A 20662-nucleotide genomic window follows, 5' to 3' on the forward strand; every position below is an offset into this window, starting at 1 on the left:
TTAATGTGACTTTTAAAAAGCGGGTAGGTTGGCGTGTCTACACTTATTCTGAAACGGGTTTAAAGATGGGGACTTTTTTGCCACCAGAGGTATCGGCAAAAGCAACCTGAACACGAATACCGGGTTGCATGTCTCCTTCAGCGACCCCTTCAACATTTGAAACAAAGCGCAACCCTTCATCCAGTTCGATGAGGGCGGCTATGGGTGACTCTTCAAAACCAAAAGCCTGTGGTCTGACCGCAACGCACCAACTGACAACTGTTCCAAGGCCGGATAGCTTTTGGATTTCTTTTTCAGTGGAATGGCATTTGGGGCACATCGGGCGGGGTGGGTGCCATAAAGTATCGCAGGCTTCCCCTTCACGGGCACAATTAAATTTCTGGGCGACAAACTCCCCACGCTCACATGCTTCCCAGAAGAAAGCAGTATCAATTCTCAGTATCGGGTCAGGGCGCATCACAATCTCCTGTTATAATGTTGTTCGCAATTTAACTTATATTTTCCAAGGACTTTCGAGTTCCGATTGTCCTTCACGCGGTGGGTCACACAAAACAGCTGTCTCATTGGCCATCACGTCAATTTCTTCTTCGGAATAACCAAGCTCCCGCAATAGAGCCTCAGTATTATCTCCGACGATGAGAGGGCTGGTCGGAATGCGACATGGTGTGTCAGATAGGTCATAGGTCAAACCAATCTGCTCAAGCTTGCCGACAAAACGGTCATTATATTCCGCAGCCCAGCCACGCTTTTTGAAATCTGTATTGTCGAAAAAGTCGAGAGAGTATTTTCTATCGGACAGTTCAGCGGGGACACCGCTATCGGCGAGAATTTTCAACCATTCATCTGCTGATTTCCCGGCAAATACATTTTCAGCCGTCGTCGCGTCTGCTCCTGCACCAATAATGCCATCAAGGGCGGATTTATGTGCATCATTAATTGCTGTGACCATAATCCACTCATCTGAAGTTTTGTAAATGCGGTGATAAACATCAAAGCCTGTCTGGTTTAAATCCAGAAGCGGTCTGTCAACCGGGCTTCCATCGGGTTTTGCGACGGCATAGCTGGTATTCAATAAAGTCGCATTAATAATCGAGGTGTCAACAAACTGGCCTTTACCGGTTATTTTGCGTTCATAAAGCGCCTGACAAATTCCGATAGCAGACAAGAAACCGTTACCTGTATCGCCGAGCGAGGTAAGTGACCAAAGCGGATGCCCTCCGGCATGGACGGCGCCGTCTGAATATTGAATACCGGACAAGCAAGCACCAGTTTGATCATTACCCGGTAATCCCATACGGGGACCTTTTTCAAAACCGCGTGTATGGCAATAAATCAACTCAGGGAACTCTTTCTTGAGTGATTCGTAATCAAGCCCCAATCTTTCAGCGGCGGCATAGCGCATATTATGTTGCACCACGTCACAACTGGCGATGAGTTTTTTAAGCACTTCCATCCCCTTTGGATGCTTGAGCATGAGAGCAATGGAGCGTTTACCGCGATTGGCCATGTAGGCAATATGTGTGCGATGCCAGAAGCTATCCCAAAGTGTATTTATTTTAATCACTTCCGCGCCCATATCCGCCAACAACTGACACCCAAACGGTCCGGCAATCGCCAGACCTAGATCCAGCACGCGAATACCTTTTAGAGGTGGGTCACCATTGATTGTGTTTTTCTCCATACGCTCAGGAGAGGCGAGGGACGCAGCATATTCTTTAACAGCTTCCGTATCACTGCCCGTAGCCCGTGTCGGGCCTTTTACTTTACCTTGGCTGTTTTCAAGGCGGTAAGTGATGCCCACTTGGTTAATCGGTCCAAGCTCAGGGTCATCCACAGTTGTCACACAGCCATCATCAATCAGAAGAGGGTCAGTTAACGAGTCCTCAATTGACCGACATTCTTGCATAGTCACGCCGGCAATCGCTGCCGCTTCAACCCATTCATCACAAGGGAATTTGCCCATCGCATCTGCAAGTATGGGTTGATAATGCGACATGACAAGAAGTTCTTCGGGTCCAATACCAAAGCGGTCAGGGTCATTTTGAACTGTCAAATCAGGGCTAGCGTCAAGCTTGTCACCTTTGGAGGACTCCAAAATAAAGCGCGGGTTTGGTACCCAGTTATGAATCCAACGACCGTCAGAAGTTTTAAAGTGTCCTTTTGGGCTTTTGCTGCCCATAATCCAGGTGTTAAAACCTTCGGCGTCTGGGTCGTCCATGCGTTGCCATACGCCACTCATACATGCCAATGCACCTTGCATGAGTGAAGTTTTAACCTGTTGACCATTACCCGTTTGCTCCCGCGCGAAAAGCGCAGCAGAGATGCCCGTCGCTGCGGAGAAAAACGCTCCGAGACTTGGCCAGGGAGAAGACACATGTAATGGACCTTCACGATCCGCCCCTTGAACCCATTCATTATCGATTTCCAAATCTTCAAAAATATCTGGCAAACCTTTAATGTGGTAGACACTGCCTTCCGGCCATCCACGCTGTTCATATTGCAGGCCGACACGGGCGGCAACAAGGCCGTCATAACCAGGTTTGTCTTTATCCTCGGTGTCGTCACCATAGCCAGTGATGGAACAATAAATAAGTCTCGGATTAGTCGCCGCAAGGGTTGCATAGTCTATCTTAAGGCGGGTCGTAACGCCCGGACTAAAGCTTTCAATAACAATATCGGCATCTGCCGCCAGCTTATAAAAAACTTCTAAATCTGCATCGTCTTTGAGGTTTAAAACCGCATTTTTTTTACCGCGATGCCAGACCTTATATCCAAGTAAGCCCTCAAACGGGTCACCCTCAGGACGTTCAATGCGCGTAACATCTGCACCATGGTCGCCCAGTAACATACCAGTCATCGGACCTGCGACCCCCCAGCTTAAATCAAGAACTTTAAGACCTTCTAGAACTCCCGACATTGCTTTTATCCTCCGGAATTATAAATTATGTTTTACGGTTTCCTCTACTTTGTGACCTCAGACAAGTCTTGCTTGAAAATGATAATCAGAGTAGGTAAGAGACCATTAATTATTTTCGAACATGTTTCTGAAAATACCTACTATGACAAACCAGTCAATACAAACTTCGTACGATTTATTGTTGATAGGCAAAAATGATTAATATTCACGTTACAGACGCAGATGGCGCAAAAAAAGAACTCACAGCGATTTCCGGTTCACAGTTAATGAATACCATTCGTGATGCAGGCATTGTTGAAGGTACATGCGGTGGTATGGCTTCATGCGGTACATGCCATGTATACATTGATGAAAATTGGTACGCACTTACCGGCGAACGAACCGAAGATGAGGGATATATGCTCGAATCTCTAGAAGAACTCGTCGAGATTAAGGCGACTTCAAGGCTATGTTGCCAAATTATCCTGAGAGAAGACCATGACGGTCTGTCTCTGACTGTGGGCCCGCAAATCTAATCGGCACAAAATTATATGGTTAAAGAACAATGCTAAAAAACGCCATAACACTGAAAACCAAAGTCACCCTTCTGGATGGCTTTGAGACAGATTTTACAGCGTCATTATTTCTACCCGATACGCCTGTGAAAGCCTTGTTTTTCTGCCAGCCAGGTGGTGGCAATACTAAAGATTATTTTAATCTCGGTCAGGCTGAAGGATTTGACTATTCATTCGCCTCGCGTATGTGTGACCATGGCTTTGCAGTAATGCTCATGGATCATGCCGGGGTGGGCGAAAATAAAATAGACGAAGCGCATCCTTTTTTCACGCCGCGTCAGTCAGTTAGTTTTACGGTTCAAGCGTTGGGAGAATTTTTTGCGCATCCAGCGATTACCGATGTGAAAAAAATCGGTACTGGCCATTCAATGGGCGGCATGATGATAACCTTGATTAATGCACTTATGCCGTTTGATGCTATCTGTCTGATTGGGTCAAATGCAGGTGGGTTGGATTGGGGCTTACTAGAAGAAGATATGAAGTTTATCGAACAGCCTGAAAGACTCGAAAAAGAAATGAAGGCGCATGTGTTACGCATGTTTAAGGCGCCCTTCATCAATTATGAAAGTGGCGGGCCGAGCCTTGAGTCGATTACATTTGGTGCAGAAAATGAAGGCGCGCATGCCTTGCTTATGAAAGTGCAGTCATCGCTTTTTTCTGCCGGGGGCTATATGTCCATGATACGTGGCAGTTTCAGGCCTGAAGTCAATAAAATCACTGTACCATTATTTATGGCTGCTGGAGAGCATGATTTGGGTGCCCCACCCGAAGAAGCGCCGAAAGATTACATCAACGCGGCATCAATTAAATTTATGGTGTTGCCCGGCGCAGGTCACAACTCATTTGCCTTCGCGGCAATTGAGAGTCTGTGTGATGCGATTAATGATTGGGCGGGCGAAGTTCTGTAAACCCTGCTTAATTGCAGTTTTACATTTTGACGTTTAATTGCCCCCAATAAGCACACATTTCAGTCACTTTACCTTCTGCGTCAAACTTAAATGTATCAATAACATCAACCTGAATATTACCTTGTGGTGACTGTGTCGTTACGCTAAAGGCAAATGCTGCCGCATTTGTGGCGGCCCGAACAGGCCCGTTAAGCGCAAGTTGTGCACCGAGTTGGGTGGACATTTTATAGAATTCTTTTATTTCAGCTTTGCCGTTTTTAATCGGTGTGCCAATTGGGTCTTCAACGGTTGCCTTCTCAGCAAAGAGATCAGTAACCCCCTCATAATCACCATTGTTGAAATGTTTAACGTAGTTTTCTACTGCAGCCACCATGATGTCATCTGGCAGGCTATCGCCGCCGCTTTCCAGAATATCACTTACGGCTTCATTCATATCTTCAGGCATATTTTCCTCTTTATATTTTCAAAGAAACTTACGCTTTTTACTTATTATACAAAGCTTCAGCGCGCGCTTTTAGTGCATGTGCTGTATCATCAAATGCAAGTTTGACCCATGGTCCGGCAAAGCGCATGACATGAATGCCGTTATCGCCAAGAAAGGCATCTGTTGAATAATAGCTACATTTTTCAGGGCCAAGACTTTCAATAATCTGGTCGCGGCGCGCGGGATAAGGCCACTCATCAGAATAGGGCAGTTCCCACGAAATCATTTTCTCCGGCTCAAAGGCGCAGATAAACTCGCAGTTATCAAAAACCTCATCTGGTGTGATGTAGCTCTTCAGTTTCATATTGACCGGTGCGCCCATTTCCAATGTGGAGTTACATTCAATGCAGAATGGATTCCACTCGCCATATTTAGGCATATCTATAAGGATGTCCCATACCAGCGAGGCGGGTGCATCTATCTCAACCTTAATAGATGTCACAAGGGCATCGGGGTTGAAGTCTACATTAGGATTTTCTGCTGTGCTCATATCTGTCCTCCATACATGCTCATATCAAATGAATTGGCATGTATTTGTCAATCTCGTTTGCTGTTTCAATTTGCACTATTGATTGCGCGCACCAGCAAATTGTTTCCTTGCTATTTTGGCAAATAATCCATGTATCAGTCCTGGTGTAAACCTTTTCATTGCATCCATAATAACAGCATCTTTTCCGACCAGAACTTTCATTTTTTTCTTTTGCACAGCAAGTAAGATTTTTTCCGCAGCCACATCCGGCGCCATGCCGATTTTGGCAACCATTTCTATATTTTTCTCTGCCGCCGCTATGTCATCTGAGTCCTTGAGGGTGGCGCGCATCATATCCGTTTTAATAGCTCCAGGGTGAACTGAGGTTACGCCAATACCAGCAGCACCCCATTCAGCCCAAAGAGACTCAGTCAGTCCTTTAACGGCTGCCTTGGTCGCGCAATAAGAAGATTGTGCCGGCAAACCAACTAAGCCCGTCATGCTGGACATATTGACGACATGTGCGTCAGCAGATTTTTCGAGAAAAGGTTTGAAAAACTTGCAGCCATAAAGCACGCCCCAGAAATTCAAATTTACGATGCGTTCCCAGTCTTCAATGCTGTGCGTATCAAAACTTTTTTGCAACGTAATACCTGCATTATTGATCAGCAAATCGATACGGCCATGTCCAGCGACGATTTCATCGGGCAAAGCTGCCATGCGTTTTTTGTCTGTCACATCGGCAATATGCGTGGATAGTTTGACGTCCGTATCTGTCAGGGTCGATACAGTTTTCTCAAGCATATCTGGGTTATAATCAACCAGCGCGAGATGGCACCCACGTTGAGCAAGGGCCTTTGAAAGCGCACCTCCAATGCCGCCCCCTGCGCCGGTTATGACAGCAACCTTATTATTAAAACTTTTCATGACACCCCCTATCCGTAACCCATGATTAATAAGAACAAATCTTGATTTCTTTTTTCAACTGATATTGTTTATAACCTTAGGAAATTTCAAATGAGATTCGTAAATAAAATCAGACAGAATCTCAGTGGGGTAAGTGGGGGATATTTCAATGAGCGAAACAATTAAGAAGATGTGTTATCTGAGCGTTACAGGTTTTTTTTGTGCAATTTTTTGGGTCGCTAATCTCACCGATGCGATAGCCGATGAACGTCCGAATATTGTCATTATATTAGCAGACGATTTGGGGTGGGCAGATGTTGGTTATCATGGCAGTGATATTGAAACCCCAAATATTGACCGTATCGCCAAAGAGGGGGTAAAGCTGAACCGCTTTTATGCCACGCCGTTTTGCTCGCCTACACGTGCTGCGCTGATGACGGGCCGTGATCCTCTAAAACTCGGCGTTGCTTATTCTGTTCTCATGCCTTGGGAGAATGGTGGCGTCTCTCTTGATGAACATTTCTTGCCACAAAGTTTCCAAAGTGCCGGTTACAACACAGCGATGGTTGGTAAATGGCATTTGGGTCATACGATTGAACAGCACACCCCTAATGCCCGTGGATTTGACCATTTCTATGGGCATATGCATACGCAGGTTAGCTATTTTGATCATCAGGTCGCTAACGGGCATGACTTTCAGGAGAACGGTAAGCCTGTTGATCACAATGGTGAATATGCGACGGATGTTCATGGTGAACAAGCGGCCCGTTTCATTACTGATTTAAGAGATAAATCAAAACCGTTCATGCTTTATATCCCGTTTCTCGCGCCTCATTCCCCTATGGAAGCGCCGGAGGAATTAAAAGATAAATATCCTTTCCGTCTGGATTTACCGGGCAGTACCCGCAAAACTTATGCGGCAATGGTCGACTCGATGGATCAAGCGATTGGTAAAGTACTGACCGCGCTGGATGAAGAGAGCGTTGCGGATAATACAATTGTGTTTTTCTTCAGCGATAATGGCGGGTTTGAAAACTATGGCTCGGATAATGGGCCTTATCGTGGGGGTAAACTGGAAGTTTATGAGGGTGGTATTCGCGTGACGGCAGTTATGCGGTGGCCGGAAAAACTTGCAGCCGGTAGTGAAGTTGACGAAATCGTTTCGGTGTTGGATATGCTGCCAACACTCACCCATGCAGCAGGTGTGGACAATGGAACTAAGAAAAAAATCGATGGTGTTAATCGTTGGTCAACGATAACGGGGGAAAATGTTTCAAAGCGGGAAGGCGCGCTTTACTTTGCCTCTAACATACCGGTTTACAACAAGTTCCAGCTTGGTGTGATTGATGGCAAATGGAAATTGGTTCAAAATATCGACCATAAAATGACCTCGATCGAGTTTAACAATCAGCTGTTTGATTTGGAGGCAGATCCTTATGAGAAAAATGACCTCACAGAAGATCACCCGGCTGTGGTTAAAAAGCTAAACAAGAAAATTAATGAGTGGCGGAGTTTGCACCCGATTGGCGGTAGCTATGTCAAAATCAACCCGCATCCCGGCTGGCGTGCGCCAAAAGATTACGCAGACGTTATTATTCCTGCAGAAAAAATTGAAGAAGCCCCGCATGAAGGTTTCGGGCAGCTTGAGTCAATCGTGCTTCAACGCCGCTATGGAGATAAAGGGCGTATCAAATATGAGTAAGGTGTAGAGCTTACCGCGCTTTATTTTGTTTGTACCCAGATAGCGGAACTGACCGCACGCTCTTGTATCAATGCAGGTTCAGGGGCTGTGATACCCATAAATTTAGCATCATAAGTTGTGTATCGTGGTGTTGGGATTTCAATGACTCGTGCGTAATAAAGCGGGTTTTGTGCCGGGTCATATTCGAGGTCTTGCCAAATCGCTGAGAGGGATATTGCACCAATAGAATTCTCATAACTTGCATTATCAATATTAACGGTATTACCAACCGGCGGAATCTGGCCGTCTTTTGATTGAGATAAGCGATTATCAGATGCGGCAATATTAAAGATTTTTTCGCGGCTTGTGCCGTCCTCATCTACCCATAATTTAATGATTTGTAATCTATCGAGATTAGCACCAATCGGGTCTTTATCAGCATGAACAAGTAATTTGGGTGCAGTGTTTTCTTTGCTACCTTCCAAAATGCTCCCCATTGGGACAGCTTGTGCATAAGCGGTTTCAAGCCAATTGCCTTCAATTGCATCAAGGTCAATATCCCATCCAGCAAAAAGTCGAAGCGACATGCGAGGCCCCGATGTAGCAAATGTTTCGCGCCGTGCCATGGCATCAAAAATAGAGTCCCTGGTGTTTTCCTGTGCCCAGACGGCAACAAGCCCGGCGGCTCCATAAGCGTTTACATCTTGTGGGAGACCAACAAAAGCGACCCCGAGCCGTTGGGCAGGCGTGCCGTCAATGAGGGGCAGTTTGCCGTGAAAATTATCCTCCTCAACTGAAGAGGAAGAGTTATGGCTGTCACTGCTACCAATGACACCAAACATAAATGGATTAAATTCGTTCTGATGCGCCATGTTCAATCCGGTTTGAAGGGCATCGCGTGCATAGCTCCCTTTTGGTTCGCTTAAGCGCTGATCAAATGTAAGCATCTGATCAAGGATTTCAAATCCGGCAAATTCATCATTCGGTGAAAGTTTGGGGTGCGTTTCCGAGGAGCCTTTTACCTGAAAAATTTCGACAAGAGGTTCATTGCGATTTCTTAAGGCCGCATATTCGGCACTCATAGCTTTGCCTTCAAAGGTTAGGGACTCGAACATTTTACCGTCACTCACATTTGAATTATGAGGTATCGCCAGCATCTCCATGCCTTGAGCGCGTTGTTCATCCAGTGCAAGCCATAGGTCTTCGGGGTTTTCGGACATGACTGAGGAGACAGGGTATTCCGGTACATGGGTGGATTTATAAATCACATTTCTATGCAGATTTTGTTCATCGGGCATGGACGTCCATTCATAGCCGACAAAGGTCGTAAACCTTCCGGGGTCATTGTGCCGTTCAGCTGCTTCAATCGAGGCCGCCCAAGCGCTTAGGGATGCTTCATTGACCTCTATCGTACCATAATACTCATCTCTTGCCGCCTGCGAGCCTATGGTATTGGTTAAACGGTTTACGAAATTATAGGTGAAGTGCAACGGGCTGCCTTTTTTAAGGCTGTTAATAATTGTTTCGTCCGGCTTATCATTCTCGCCCCCGCCCATATTACGCGGGCCGTTTAAAAGTTTAGCGTGGTCAGTAACGGCACCAAAATCAAGCGGGCGGCCAGCGCGGATAGGGTAGCCAAAAGCGTGCTTAATCGTGCCGCCGCGCATAAATATATAGGCGTCATCGGGCAGGGTGCGTGTGCCCATCGTGTAAGCGTCATAGGAATAAGATGTGTGGACATGTAAGTCGCCCCACAATAAATGGCGCGTTGGATTGAAAGAGAGCTTTTCTTTTTCTGGGATGTTTGGGTCAATTTGCCCTTCTTCAACCATGTCCCAAATTGGATCATCAAAGCGAATTGAGGCATCGAAAATAATAATACCCAGCGCGACCACTGCCAATGAGACAGAGAGAATTATAAAAATCCTCTTAAGTAATTTCATCTCAAAACCCTCCAATAAGCCTAAGCAATTAATGAGTTTTACTCAGCCAGCCATTCCCCCTTGATGCTGTCTTCTGCGAGACTGCCATCAACGATTGCCCTTGGTTCGGAGCGCGAGTAGCAAATTTTCCAGCCCGACACTGTTTTTCGGTAGCGGTCATGATAAAAACTCGACAGCAGGCGGAAGGATTTATCCCGCGGGTCATAGGTAGCGAAGCCGAGATTCCAAAAGCCTGTGGCTGTGTCGCCGTCAATATTTATCTCACCATTATGTGCCTGATGCACATCTGTTATTGGCGTGGTGGCTGCCATTTGGGTGAAGATATCTATCAGACCATCAAGGCCAAATTTTCCGATAGGCGGGTAATCCAGTTCAGCATCTTCGGTGAAGCAGGCCCTAATGGTCTCCACATCTTTGCGGTCACAGGCATTGAGATATGTATATTTGAGTTTACGAATTGCGTTCTCCGCTTCGAGAGCCTCAAGACGTTTTTCTAATGCTTCTGTCATAGATCTATTACCTCACAGATGGGAACAGGGTGATCTTCTGCGCCCGTCCAGCGCAACAACATTGTGCCTCTTGTATGGCCTGCCGTGTCGAGCCAGTTGCCGAAACCGGGATCGCGCTCACTGACAATAATTGTTACCCCGCCATCGTCGTCAAGTTTTGCTGAGGCATTATTGATGTGGATGTCGTGATATCGATAATCAAGCGACTCCATCCAGATATTGTTCAGTTGAAAATTCCAGCCCTCGCAATCTGGGATTGATGTTCTGATTTTTAACCCTTTGCCGGATGGAATATCCCAGTAGCCGTGAAGATAGTAAATCATCGCATCGCCGCCGGCTCTGAAGAACATTGTCTGATCAACCGTGTCGAGCGTATTGAGATTATTGCGCCTAAATATCTCAGCCCAATCAATAAAAAGTTTTGCAGTTCCCTGCACAAAGGCCGTGCTTCGGGTGAGTGCAGCAGCGATGTTTTGTGTTTCGGCTAAGGGTGGGGTTGCCGGGCCATCAAGAGTTTCAATTTGAACCTTGGCGGGTTCTTCAGAAGTACGGTCGAGAAAAGTCTGTCGCACAAGTAACATTGAGCTATCTTCAGCGAGAGGCAACCAGTTGCCCTCTTGTTTGTCTTTACTGACAATCACCTCGAAGCTGCCATCGGCTTCAACATGCATATCGCGCACATCAAGTTCTCCGGTGGATGCCATGGTTCCGTCAACGGCATAGCGATTGGCTTTACTACCAAAGCTGAAAACCGGTGCGCTACCCCTATTGCCATAAACACGATAGCTGTGTTGTCCGCTTATGGTTGCATTCAAATAAATATTATCAGGATTATCGGCACCGATTTTAGCTGTCTCATGAGAGGCTTGATAAAAATAGGGAAATGCCGGATCGGCATTTTCAAGATTCATTTCAAGGCTGATGCGTAATAGGCGTGAGAGGTATCTCAATCCCTCTGCCTGTTCCATAGGTGACGCTTCCCAATTCAGTACATCTGAACCGGCTTGTTCCAGTTGATGGCAAAAGTCCTTCCAGACATCCGCAGGTGATTGAGCCGTCATTGATTATGGCGCCATATATTGCCCGCCATTGACATCCAGAGTGCCTCCGGAAACAACGCGTGCATAATCAGAGATAAAATAGAGAACGGCTAAAGCGCAATCTTCTTCCGGCGGGATAATGCCAAGGGGAATACGCTGGGTGATTTCACCGACAACAGCATCTCTGTCAAAGCCAGCTTCGACCTGACGGTCAATATAATCATAGACCGGCTTGCCGCCAATCCAGCCCATGCGGGTGGCATTTACGCGAATACCGTACTGACCAAAATCTTTTGCCATGTGGCGTGTCATCGCGAGCATAGCTCCCTTGCTTGCTGCGTAAGCGGCTTCACCGGGGAAAGGATTGACCGTTGCCATTGTTGAAACATTCACAATCGCCCCACCACCTTGTTTTTTCATTGAGGGGAGGCAGGCTTGCGCCATACGCAATGCGCCAAGACAGTTCACTTCATATAGGTCTGACCAACTCGAAGTGTCTGCAACATCAGTTGTTGCCCATTCACCATGAAGATAAGCGGAGTTCACAAGTCCGTCGACTCTCCCAAAAGCTTCGACAACTTTATTGACAAGGTTTTGGCATTGGATTTCCTGTGAGATATCCGTTGATATGGCGACAACCTCTCCGCCACTATCTTTGATTTCTGCGGCAACTGAGTCCAAAAATTCTTGATTGCGTGCGCCCATACCGACTTTGGCGCCTTCGCGTGCCGCCAGCTTCGCCATTGACTGACCCATGCCCGGGCCGACCCCACTAATGATTACAACCTTATCTTTTAAAAGCATGATTCCTCCACCAAAACATATTTTATCTATTTAAATTTTTTGAAATTCAACTTGCGACAAAATTTTATAAAGTTACTCTTGCACAAGATTTTTGGTTTATCAATTTGTTAAAAAAGAACGAAAGCTCAGGCGCTTTCATAAAATTTGGAGGGTGATATGCAAGATATGTTTTCACATGGCGCGGTACTTATTTTCGGTGCGACCGGAGGGATCGGTCAACACGTTGTTATGGAATTTGCAAAAGCGGGTGCTGATTTGGCTCTTATCTGGCGGTCAAAAGAAGATGTCGCAAAAGATATTGCGGCGCAGGTTGAAGCCTTAGGGCGTAAAGTGTCTCTTCATCATTGTGATGTCACCGAAGATGGCGCTGCGGCACGAGCAGTTGCTGAGGCAGCGCAGGCGCATGGTCGTGTCCACACACTTGTTTGGGGGGCGGGGCCGCTTGTTGATCAGGTGAAGATTGCTGATGTCACGACAGAGCAATGGAAGCGAGCCATTAATACCGAAGTCAATGGCTTCTTTGCTGCGGCGCAGGCAAGTATTTTGCATATGCGCGACAATGGTGGTGGGTCATTGGTGCATCTCGGTTCTGCGGGGGATAGTAAGTTCCCTGACGAAGATGTCCTTTCCGTTTCACCAAAGGCGGCAAACGAGTCGCTCATCCAGGGCATTGCTCGCGAGGAGGGGCGTAACCAAATCCGTGCAAATAGTGTTCTGGTTGGTGTGATTGAGGCAGGCATGTTTCTGGAGTTGACCAAGAAGGGGCATTTTGACGAAACATGGGTGAAAGAGGTACATAAAAATCTTGCCCTTAAAAGATGGGGTCAGCCTGAAGAGATTGGTCACGCGGCGGTATTCCTTGCATCCAACCGTGCAGCTTATGTGACGGGTCAGCAAATTTCTGTGTCAGGAGGTTATGGCATATGAGTATGCCTGAAAGGGGTGTGCTGCTGGATGCCGCCCGTCAAACCGCCGGCCTTGATGATTTCGGTGACACATGGTTCTTCGGCCATATGGATAAATTTATTGAATCGATTAACACCGAAGCGCGACTAAATGAGGACGGGCTAGGCGGTGTTCAGGGAATGGTTATTAATGCCATGGTCAACCGCTTACGCCACATCGAATTGGTCAAGCAAAATCCTGAAATTAAAGACTTGCCCGTTGATGTGAGCGCAATCGTGGTTGGTCTGCCGCGCACGGGTAGCACCATGATGCATCGCATGTTGTCATCAGCAAAAGGTATGACGGGTGTTAAATGGTATGAGACGCAAAATTATGCCCCTTTTCCTGGGGAGGCTCAGGGCAACTCGAGCCAACGACGTGAGGCTGCAAAAGGCATATTAGCTTACATGGTGGAGAAAATTCCCGAGATTATGTCTATTCATCCTATGAGCATTGATCAGCCGGATGAAGAGGTCATTATTCTCGGACAGCTTTTTTCAAGCAGTATGATGGAGGCGTCTTACTATGTGCCGAGTTATGCCGCTTGGCTTGGGACACAGGATAGTGAGCAAGCTTATAGGGATTTGAGAGAAATCTATCAATCCTTTATGTGGCAAGACCCTTCACGTGAAGGAAAAAAATGGGTGCTAAAAACTCCGGGCCATTTGATGGCACTGGATACGGCAATGGCGATTTTTCCAGATGCCAAAATAGTGATGACTCACCGCGATCCAGTTTCTACCGTACCGTCTTATTGCAGCATGGAGTCCACACTTTATCGCATGGGGTCTGAGGAAATTACTCATGCTATGGTTGGGGAATATTGGTTTGAAAGATTAAGCCAATGGACGGACTCTTTTATGTCGGTGCGTTCAAAGTCACCAGAGGAAAGATTTGTGGATGTAAAATATCCGGAATTGTTGAAAGACCCTATCGCCCAGGGGCAACGTGTTTTGCTGGCGGCAGGTATTGATGTTACGCCGGATGTTATTAATGATATGGGGCAGTGGATTGAAGCCAATAAAAGAGAGGATCGTGCGCCGCACAAATATGATATCTCAGATTTTGGTCTCACCGAGGACATGATTAAAGAAAAATTTGCGGTATATCGTCAAAATTATCTGGGGGAAGACTAATCCAATATAGTCAACGCCTATAATTATCTGATCGGGGGGTATTATGATCAGTCACCAAGAACTATCAGATCGAATGGAAATTCAGAACATTCTCGCGCTCTATTGTGAAGCGATTGATAATAGAGATTGGGAGGCGTTGGATGATTTTTTCACCGAAGACGCCATCATTGATTACACCGCGACGGGTGGTCTGAAATGTACCTTACCGGAAGCCAAGGAATATCTGGATAGGGCTTTGCAACAATTTAATGGCGGTCAACATATGATTGGTGTGCCGCTTATCAATTTTAATGGTGATGAAGCCAAGACCCGAACAATTTTATTTAACCCAATGATTGTCGAGCGTGAGGGCCAGCCACATGTCTTTTTTGTAGGCGCTTGGTATGTCGATGAATTTGTCCGCACTGATAAGGGGTGGCGTATTCGCCATCGAAATGAAGAGTGCAGTTACTTCCATAATCTTCCCGCTGATTTTCAAGCTCAAGAATAAGAGAAATGCTCATGACATTTAAAAAAACAATTCTTATTATTTTAGCTGGTCTTTTGGTGCTTATCGCCGGTCTGGCGATAACCATTACACTTCTTATGCCACCAGGCAAAACGCCTGTACCTGGCAAGCAATGGCCGGCATTATCGTTGGCCCCTGATTTGCCAGAGGCGCTTCGCGGTGCTGATGTTGGGATGCTTCTTGCCCCTAAAAATACTGAGCTTGCCGACGGGGTAAATGCCCTGCCGCATGGTGATCCTTCTCAGCAGGATGCCACGGCGATTAATGGCCCGATGGATGTGACGCGAAGATTAAAACCGAATGAAATCGTTTACCAGTTTTTAGGGCCAGGTTATTTCGGTGCTTATACATCCAGTCTCTATCCAGACGGAAGACGCGTTATTTGGGCAAATGGGGTCAATGGCATTTATAAGCTGGATAGTGAGACCTATGAAATTTTGGCGCATATGCCGAGCGACAAATTTGAAAAATATAATGAGGCCTGGGCCGAGAAAATTACTGCAAGCCTGGATAGGGATAACAGTGTTTGGAATTTGCCAACGGCAATGCGCGCTGTAAGTCCGTTAATGGATATCTCAGGTGTCTATTGTGTCGTCGGTAAAAACGGCTGGATATATATCGCCAATAAAGATGGTTCCATTCGAGCCTATGGAGATGCTGTGGAAGGTGATGCAGCCTCCGAAATTGTTGAAAAAGCCATTTTCAGGCTACCTGAAAATGCTGCTGGGCCGACAGTGGGTATGAATATGACTTATGATGGTTGGATTGTTTACCCGACTGAAAACGGATATCTGGTCGCTATTTCCTCTGATTTGACCCAGTATCATATGACACAGCTTACTTATGCTGATGAGGAAAATACCGAGTCGCTGGGCGTGGGTTATGGCTGGGTCAGAAACTCGATTGCCATAGACGATGAGGGGGGTATTTATGTAGTGTCTCGCAATCATATGCATAAAGTCATCTGGACAGGTGAGGGGTTCTCTAAGGAGGCGAAAGATGGCGCATGGGTTGCTGAATATCGTAGCGGCAAAGGTGGAGGTTCCGGTGCGACACCAGCGCTGATGGGCTTTGGTGATGAAGATCGCCTGATTGCGCTGACTGATGGTGATGAGCTTATGAATGTCACCCTCATGTGGCGGGATGAAGTTCCTGAGGATTGGGAGAAATTGCCTGGAGCACCTTCACGTCGTATTGCCGGTCTAGCGCCGGTAACGATGGGGCCGCTAAATCTAAAAAAAATTCAGACTGAACAAACTGTGATTGTTGCCGGATATGGCGTACTTGTGGTGAATAACCAGCCGAGAAATGTCCCATCATTCATGCCCAAAGATGGAGGTGTGAACGGCCTATTTATTGGGCCACTGGGGGGCAATCCTGATATCCAGCCTTATGGTGTGCAAAAATTTCAATGGGATCCTGAGACCCGAAAGCTTTATTCAGCTTGGGTAAATGCCGAGGTCAGTTCACCTAATGGCGTGCCATGGGTTAGTCTTGGCACTAGGCAGGTATATTTTATTGGCGCCCGCAATAAAGAATGGACACTAGAAGCACTAAACTGGGACACAGGCGATGAGACGTTCCATTATATTATCGGCGGACAGAAATTTAATTCAGAATTCTCAGGCCCTACCATTGATGAAAAAGGCCGTATTTTCTATGGGACAATGTGGGGAAGGGCTCTTTTAAAACCTATTAAAGCGGATAAAAATTTTAATACTCAATAAATTTAAATTTACTTGTATCAACCTTATGTGGTATTTTTACCATAGTAAATAAGTGCTTATTATCTTTTAAAAAAATAGGTTGTTTTTTTTCGAATGATATTTTTGAATATCATCTAATAAATATCTTTCATGAAACTTAGTTTCAATGCATGATTGAATAATACGCTGACAATGGAGGGAGCCAATATGTCAAATAAACTTTACATGTCATCGCTTGCAGTGGCATTGATTACCTCTGGAGTATCATTCTCCGGACCCGTTAATGCTCAGGAAAGCAGAGCTATTGATAACATAGTTGTTACTGCTCAAAAACGTGAAGAGTCACTTCAAGAAGTACCAGTATCAATCTCTGCGTTTGATGTAGAAGCATTAGACAATAGAGATATTGATGGCTTTGCAGATTTGTCACAGTTTACTCCAGGTTTGGTGACTTATCCGGCTGCGGCTAACTCAAATGGTTTTAGAATCTTCATGCGTGGTATCGGTACTGGTGACCCTCAGCATGGTCTCGACAGTAAAGTCGCTATGTATGTTGATGGTATGTATATGGGTAAAATCATTGGTATTGCCTTCGACTCTCCTGATCTTGCTAGAGCCGAGGTGCTTAAAGGCCCACAAGGTTCACTTTATGGTCGTAACGCTGTTGCGGGTGCAATTAACCTGATTTCTGCAAAACCAAATCCTGATGAATATTTTGGTAAAATCGAGGCTGGCTTTGGTTCATTTGGTCAAAGAGAGCTTCAAGGTTACGTCAATATTCCTTTAGATGACTCATCAGCAATCAGACTTTCTGCTTATCACTCAGAGCATGATGGATGGGTAGAAAATAAAGGGCTTGGTGAAAACTTTGCTGCTAGTGATAAGGTTGGCTACAGGTTTTCTTACCTCAACGAAGTTAATGATAGCCTCACTGTAAACTTCAGTGCTGATTATGGTGAAATGGAAAATACACCGCTTTACTACCAGTCTGTTCCTGATGGGACTTATCAGCCTGCTCAAGTTTCACAATTTGGTTTTGAGGGCGTTGTAACCCCACGTTTTGGAAGACAAGATACTGCTAACTCTCTGCAAAATGTTGGTAGAGGTACAATGGAAAATATGGGTGTGTCGCTGACCGTTGAGTACGATATTGCCGATAATCATAAGGTCAAATTCAATGCTGGGTTTAGATCACAAGATGGTGAAAGAGCTGTTTCACTTCAGCCTGATGTTGGCCAAATTGATGCTCTCTCTGTTGGGTCTGGTCCTTATCTAGGTGATGTAGTTCCTGGTGTAAGCCTTGGTCTCAATGCAATAACTGGTGGGTATGTGTTTAATCAGCAATCTGGCGGTGGCTTAATGACACTAGGTCTTAACAACCCACTTTTCTTAAACGGCACAGTTGCTAATAATGGCTTTGTTCCCTTCAGACCAGACTTTTATGCCGCTTTGTCAGCTCCTATGACAGATTTCTATAACAGTCTCAGTACCGGCCCAGATGATCATGAACAAACCCAGTTTGAAATAACATTCACCGGTGACGTTATGGATGGTAAGCTGGAATATACCGCAGGCCTTTACTATCTCAATGAAGATACTGCAACTAATAGAGACATTGATGGAGGATATGCAAGCCGAACTGATGCGTCTGCTTTTGCTGATTTAGGAACTCTTTTAGGTGCTTGTACTCCTGCACTTTATGGAGGTAATCAGGCTGCTTTTGTTCAGGGATGTACCACAGCTGCAGCCCGCACTAGAAGAGGTTCAGGTTTGCCTCTTATTGTTGATACAGATGCAATGGCTGCTTATTCTCAACTTACCTACCATGTACAAGATAACTTGAGAATTACTGCTGGTATTCGCGTTTCTGATGAGGAAAAAGACGTTATTCAACAACCTCATTCTCCATTAATGGTGGATAACAGGGACCTCTTAGGAAATATTATTCCTACCAATATTGCTTCAACTTCTTTTGATAGCACAGACCCTACGTTCATGATTGAGTATGACTTCAATGATGACACGATGTTGTATGTTTCAAGAACTGAGTCATTTCGTGCCGGTGGTTTTAATGAAACCGCAGGTTCTCTTCCAGAAAATACCACGGATGCACAGGGTAACTTTATCCTTGCAAGATGTAACCCTGGAGAGACTGGACCAAGAAGATCATATGGTTGCGATTTAGTTTTTGATCCAGAAGAAATCACAGCATATGAAATTGGTATCAAAAGCACATTCAATGACGGTCGTACACGTTTAAACATTGCTGCGTTCCAGTATGAACTCGATAATGAACAGTTTAACGTTCCGAAAGAGCCTCTAGTTGCTACCAACCGTGCAATTGTAAATACTACTGCTGAAATGGAAGGCTTTGAGTTTGATTTTGTTCATCTCATTGGAGATAGCTTTACTATATCCGGTAATGCTGCATACACAGATGTTCAAAACGATCCAGTGGTTAACCCATATCTGTGCCAATTAACACCAACATTTCAACAGCAAATTGCTTTATGCCCTCCAGGTACACCACTTGTGGTGGATTTAAGGGAAGACCCACTAGGTGTTCCTGAGTGGCAGTATTCAGTCTCACTTGATTACAATACTCAAATCAACGATAGACTGGAAATGTATGCGCACATTAACCTAAACCACAAAGATGACCATCTTTCATCACAAGATGAAGGAAATGATGCGCATGACCTTATCAATGCGAATATAAGATTTAACTATGAACTCTCTAACGGTAAATCGGCCTTCCTGAAATTTTGGGGCAAAAACATTACTGATGAAGAGTACCGTATTGATGGTATTGGTTTCAGAGCGCTTTCATATGATGTCTTCGTATTTGGCGAGCCAGCTTCTTATGGCGTGTCAATGGGTATGAACTTCTAAGCAGACGCTTATATCAAGATTGAAACGGCGGGTTTTATTCCCGCCGTTTTTTTAATTTTTTTCGAATGGCGTTCGATTAAAATTGTAATTCAGAGAAAGTTGACTTATTATTTTATAAATGAGTTTGTAAAAACTGCGTTTTTCTAAATTATTACTCTGCAGGAGGGCCCCATGAGTGGCGAAAATCGTAAATTATTTTCAGTAGACTCTCATGTCTACATTCCACCAGAAGCTATTCGGAAACATGTCGCCAGCACCAAATTGGACGCTTTTGACGATGCCGTGAAAGCTTATGAAAAATATGACGAAGATATGAAGCAGGGTGAAAGTTTGGCTATGGAGGATTTCGTAGATCTGGAGGCTGCCAGCCATCCTGGTTACCGCGAAGGCCCAGCTAGACTTGAAGCCATGGACATGGACGGAGTTGCTCACGAGGTCATGTATAATGACCCGCTGGATGACATGCGTTTTTATAATAATCTTGATACTGTTCAAGATAATCTTGAGGCGTTTAACCGTGCGCTTTATGAATTTGCATCTGTCGATCCAAACCGCATTCTAATTACTTATCATTTACCGATTACGGATATTGATTTTGCAATTGAAGAGCTTCACCGCGTTGTTCAACTGGGTGCGCGTTCAGTGCAATTACCTAACTCTCCGTCAGTTCTTGGACTGCCGGATTACCACGATGAGCGATATGACAGATTGTTTGCTGCCATCGCTGAGTCAGGTGTTGTGATTGCTCACCATTTAACCGTGACAAAGCATCTTTGGGGGACTTTCCGCCGTGACCCAACTCCGCAAAAAGGTATCTTCACAGGCCTGCCACCATCACTAATGATGGAGCCAATGATGTGGTACTTCCTGACAGGAATTCTGGAGCGTCATCCAAATCTGAAAATTGTTTGGGTTGAACCAGGACTATTCTGGATTCCAGGTTTCCTTGAATTCCTTGATCGCCGTATGCACCAGCATTATGACTTCCCGGGTGTTAAGGAATTGCCAAGCACATACTGGAAACGCCAAATGGCTGTAACCTTTGTTGATGAGCCAGAAGCTGTAAATAACCGTTATGATTTAGGTGTTGAGAACCTTCTCTGGTCAACTGATTTCCCGCATCCGTGCTGTAACTGGCCGAATGCGCAAGCTAAAGTTGCCGAGATGTTTAAGGATATGCCTGAAGAAGAAACCGATAAAATTACTTGGGGCAATGGCGCTCGCATGTATGGTTTTTCTTGATTTAAATCTGATTAATTG

Annotated in this window: 18 protein-coding genes; 9 read left to right on the forward strand and 9 right to left on the reverse strand. The window is 45.5% G+C overall.

Annotated elements, in window-relative coordinates:
• Positions 1 to 43: 43 nt before the first annotated feature.
• Both RS24_RS00315 and RS24_RS00320 read right to left on the reverse strand, forming a co-directional pair.
• Entirely contained in the window at positions 44 to 457 is a 414-nt protein-coding gene (locus RS24_RS00315; protein ID WP_021776173.1) for a Zn-ribbon domain-containing OB-fold protein, read from the reverse strand.
• Between the two features lie 36 nt (positions 458 to 493).
• The gene (locus tag RS24_RS00320; RefSeq protein WP_021776174.1) at positions 494 to 2917 is read right to left on the reverse strand and encodes a CaiB/BaiF CoA transferase family protein; all 2424 of its coding nucleotides are present in this window, start codon (positions 2915 to 2917) and stop codon (positions 494 to 496) included.
• Between the two features lie 194 nt (positions 2918 to 3111).
• Between RS24_RS00320 and RS24_RS00325 the strand changes: the two genes are divergently transcribed.
• Positions 3112 to 3432 carry a 2Fe-2S iron-sulfur cluster-binding protein gene (locus RS24_RS00325; RefSeq protein ID WP_021776175.1) on the forward strand — a complete coding sequence of 107 codons (321 nt, stop codon included), beginning with the start codon at positions 3112 to 3114 and terminating at the stop codon, positions 3430 to 3432.
• A 29-nt stretch (positions 3433 to 3461) separates the two neighbouring features.
• On the forward strand, positions 3462 to 4379 hold the full coding sequence (locus RS24_RS00330; RefSeq protein ID WP_021776176.1) for an alpha/beta hydrolase family protein: 918 nt from the start codon (positions 3462 to 3464) through the stop codon (positions 4377 to 4379).
• Between the two features lie 19 nt (positions 4380 to 4398).
• On the opposite strand, the gene RS24_RS00335 is transcribed toward RS24_RS00330, so the two are convergent.
• From RS24_RS00335 to RS24_RS00345, 3 genes are all read right to left on the reverse strand, one after another.
• Complete coding sequence (locus tag RS24_RS00335) at positions 4399 to 4824, reverse strand: nuclear transport factor 2 family protein (RefSeq protein WP_021776177.1); 426 nt, start codon at positions 4822 to 4824, stop codon at positions 4399 to 4401.
• A gap of 37 nt (positions 4825 to 4861) precedes the next feature.
• Positions 4862 to 5353 carry an SRPBCC domain-containing protein gene (locus RS24_RS00340; protein ID WP_021776178.1) on the reverse strand — a complete coding sequence of 164 codons (492 nt, stop codon included), beginning with the start codon at positions 5351 to 5353 and terminating at the stop codon, positions 4862 to 4864.
• A 75-nt stretch (positions 5354 to 5428) separates the two neighbouring features.
• Complete coding sequence (locus RS24_RS00345) at positions 5429 to 6259, reverse strand: SDR family NAD(P)-dependent oxidoreductase (RefSeq protein ID WP_021776179.1); 831 nt, start codon at positions 6257 to 6259, stop codon at positions 5429 to 5431.
• Between the two features lie 148 nt (positions 6260 to 6407).
• Here RS24_RS00345 and RS24_RS00350 point away from each other — a divergent pair, with 148 nt between their 5' ends.
• Complete coding sequence (locus tag RS24_RS00350) at positions 6408 to 7940, forward strand: arylsulfatase (protein ID WP_021776180.1); 1533 nt, start codon at positions 6408 to 6410, stop codon at positions 7938 to 7940.
• A 20-nt stretch (positions 7941 to 7960) separates the two neighbouring features.
• On the opposite strand, the gene RS24_RS00355 is transcribed toward RS24_RS00350, so the two are convergent.
• From RS24_RS00355 to RS24_RS00370, 4 genes are read right to left on the reverse strand one after another with little or no spacing between them, the layout of a single operon-like run.
• Positions 7961 to 9862: a DUF3604 domain-containing protein gene (locus RS24_RS00355; protein ID WP_021776181.1), complete on the reverse strand. Its 1902-nt coding sequence runs from the start codon at positions 9860 to 9862 to the stop codon at positions 7961 to 7963.
• Between the two features lie 38 nt (positions 9863 to 9900).
• On the reverse strand, positions 9901 to 10371 hold the full coding sequence (locus RS24_RS00360) for a nuclear transport factor 2 family protein (RefSeq protein ID WP_021776182.1): 471 nt from the start codon (positions 10369 to 10371) through the stop codon (positions 9901 to 9903).
• A complete protein-coding gene (locus RS24_RS00365; RefSeq protein ID WP_021776183.1) occupies positions 10368 to 11432 on the reverse strand; it encodes a DUF1214 domain-containing protein in 1065 nt (354 codons plus the stop codon). The genes RS24_RS00360 and RS24_RS00365 overlap by 4 nt, the downstream gene beginning before the upstream one ends.
• 3 nt (positions 11433 to 11435) lie before the next feature.
• On the reverse strand, positions 11436 to 12215 hold the full coding sequence (locus RS24_RS00370) for an SDR family NAD(P)-dependent oxidoreductase (protein WP_021776184.1): 780 nt from the start codon (positions 12213 to 12215) through the stop codon (positions 11436 to 11438).
• A gap of 156 nt (positions 12216 to 12371) precedes the next feature.
• Here RS24_RS00370 and RS24_RS00375 point away from each other — a divergent pair, with 156 nt between their 5' ends.
• From RS24_RS00375 to RS24_RS00400, 6 genes are all read left to right on the forward strand, one after another.
• Complete coding sequence (locus RS24_RS00375; protein WP_021776185.1) at positions 12372 to 13142, forward strand: SDR family NAD(P)-dependent oxidoreductase; 771 nt, start codon at positions 12372 to 12374, stop codon at positions 13140 to 13142.
• Complete coding sequence (locus RS24_RS00380) at positions 13139 to 14296, forward strand: sulfotransferase family protein (RefSeq protein ID WP_021776186.1); 1158 nt, start codon at positions 13139 to 13141, stop codon at positions 14294 to 14296. The genes RS24_RS00375 and RS24_RS00380 overlap by 4 nt, the downstream gene beginning before the upstream one ends.
• A gap of 43 nt (positions 14297 to 14339) precedes the next feature.
• Positions 14340 to 14786, forward strand: coding sequence for a nuclear transport factor 2 family protein (locus RS24_RS00385; RefSeq protein WP_021776187.1), 447 nt, complete (start codon positions 14340 to 14342; stop codon positions 14784 to 14786).
• A gap of 11 nt (positions 14787 to 14797) precedes the next feature.
• Positions 14798 to 16531, forward strand: coding sequence for a hypothetical protein (locus tag RS24_RS00390; protein ID WP_021776188.1), 1734 nt, complete (start codon positions 14798 to 14800; stop codon positions 16529 to 16531).
• Positions 16532 to 16717: 186 nt separating this feature from the next.
• On the forward strand, positions 16718 to 19402 hold the full coding sequence (locus RS24_RS00395; protein WP_021776189.1) for a TonB-dependent receptor: 2685 nt from the start codon (positions 16718 to 16720) through the stop codon (positions 19400 to 19402).
• Between the two features lie 171 nt (positions 19403 to 19573).
• Positions 19574 to 20644: an amidohydrolase family protein gene (locus RS24_RS00400; RefSeq protein WP_021776190.1), complete on the forward strand. Its 1071-nt coding sequence runs from the start codon at positions 19574 to 19576 to the stop codon at positions 20642 to 20644.
• Positions 20645 to 20662: the final 18 nt, after the last annotated feature.

Source organism: Candidatus Micropelagos thuwalensis (assembly GCF_000469155.1).
GTDB classification, from domain to species: Bacteria; Pseudomonadota; Alphaproteobacteria; order RS24; family RS24; genus Micropelagius; species Micropelagius thuwalensis.

Excerpts from the sequence above, each read along its gene's own strand:
- RS24_RS00315 (WP_021776173.1), bottom strand. The coding sequence starts at position 457 with ATGCGCCCTGACCCGATACTGAGAATTGATACTGCTTTCTTCTGGGAA.
- RS24_RS00320 (WP_021776174.1), bottom strand. The coding sequence starts at position 2,917 with ATGTCGGGAGTTCTAGAAGGTCTTAAAGTTCTTGATTTAAGCTGGGGG.
- RS24_RS00325 (WP_021776175.1), top strand. The coding sequence starts at position 3,112 with ATGATTAATATTCACGTTACAGACGCAGATGGCGCAAAAAAAGAACTC.
- RS24_RS00330 (WP_021776176.1), top strand. The coding sequence starts at position 3,462 with ATGCTAAAAAACGCCATAACACTGAAAACCAAAGTCACCCTTCTGGAT.
- RS24_RS00335 (WP_021776177.1), bottom strand. The coding sequence starts at position 4,824 with ATGCCTGAAGATATGAATGAAGCCGTAAGTGATATTCTGGAAAGCGGC.
- RS24_RS00340 (WP_021776178.1), bottom strand. The coding sequence starts at position 5,353 with ATGAGCACAGCAGAAAATCCTAATGTAGACTTCAACCCCGATGCCCTT.
- RS24_RS00345 (WP_021776179.1), bottom strand. The coding sequence starts at position 6,259 with ATGAAAAGTTTTAATAATAAGGTTGCTGTCATAACCGGCGCAGGGGGC.
- RS24_RS00350 (WP_021776180.1), top strand. The coding sequence starts at position 6,408 with ATGAGCGAAACAATTAAGAAGATGTGTTATCTGAGCGTTACAGGTTTT.
- RS24_RS00355 (WP_021776181.1), bottom strand. The coding sequence starts at position 9,862 with ATGAAATTACTTAAGAGGATTTTTATAATTCTCTCTGTCTCATTGGCA.
- RS24_RS00360 (WP_021776182.1), bottom strand. The coding sequence starts at position 10,371 with ATGACAGAAGCATTAGAAAAACGTCTTGAGGCTCTCGAAGCGGAGAAC.
- RS24_RS00365 (WP_021776183.1), bottom strand. The coding sequence starts at position 11,432 with ATGACGGCTCAATCACCTGCGGATGTCTGGAAGGACTTTTGCCATCAA.
- RS24_RS00370 (WP_021776184.1), bottom strand. The coding sequence starts at position 12,215 with ATGCTTTTAAAAGATAAGGTTGTAATCATTAGTGGGGTCGGCCCGGGC.
- RS24_RS00375 (WP_021776185.1), top strand. The coding sequence starts at position 12,372 with ATGCAAGATATGTTTTCACATGGCGCGGTACTTATTTTCGGTGCGACC.
- RS24_RS00380 (WP_021776186.1), top strand. The coding sequence starts at position 13,139 with ATGAGTATGCCTGAAAGGGGTGTGCTGCTGGATGCCGCCCGTCAAACC.
- RS24_RS00385 (WP_021776187.1), top strand. The coding sequence starts at position 14,340 with ATGATCAGTCACCAAGAACTATCAGATCGAATGGAAATTCAGAACATT.
- RS24_RS00390 (WP_021776188.1), top strand. The coding sequence starts at position 14,798 with ATGACATTTAAAAAAACAATTCTTATTATTTTAGCTGGTCTTTTGGTG.
- RS24_RS00395 (WP_021776189.1), top strand. The coding sequence starts at position 16,718 with ATGTCAAATAAACTTTACATGTCATCGCTTGCAGTGGCATTGATTACC.
- RS24_RS00400 (WP_021776190.1), top strand. The coding sequence starts at position 19,574 with ATGAGTGGCGAAAATCGTAAATTATTTTCAGTAGACTCTCATGTCTAC.